Source organism: Colwellia sp. MB3u-55 (genome assembly GCF_014076785.1).
Taxonomy (GTDB): domain Bacteria; phylum Pseudomonadota; class Gammaproteobacteria; order Enterobacterales; family Alteromonadaceae; genus Colwellia_A.
In genome coordinates, this window is record NZ_JACGUS010000024.1 from 1 (window position 1) to 381 (window position 381).

At 40.7% G+C, this 381-nt stretch carries 2 tRNA genes; both read left to right on the forward strand.

Annotated elements, in window-relative coordinates:
- Positions 1 to 13: 13 nt before the first annotated feature.
- A tRNA-Glu gene (locus tag H4J66_RS00945) sits at positions 14 to 89 on the forward strand.
- A 185-nt stretch (positions 90 to 274) separates the two neighbouring features.
- Positions 275 to 350, forward strand: a tRNA-Glu gene (locus H4J66_RS00950).
- Positions 351 to 381: the final 31 nt, after the last annotated feature.

Here is a 381-nt window from a genome sequence, read left to right on the forward strand (position 1 = left end):
CAATAGTTTTAGTGTCCCTATCGTCTAGAGGCCTAGGACACCGCCCTTTCACGGCGGTAACAGGGGTTCGAATCCCCTTAGGGATGCCACTTATTTTTTATTTCCTTTATCGGAAGTTAATAAATGGGTAAAAAGGGTATAACAAACTAGGTCTTGTTGTTTCCTTTGGTTGAAGAACGTTTCAATCATAAAAGCGAGATGAAAATCTTGTTTGATGCTTTTCTAAGTAGTTGACCCTTGTTTATTCAATGTTCATTTACTCAATAGTTTTAGTGTCCCTATCGTCTAGAGGCCTAGGACACCGCCCTTTCACGGCGGTAACAGGGGTTCGAATCCCCTTAGGGATGCCACTTATTTTTTATTTCCTTTATCGGAAGTTAA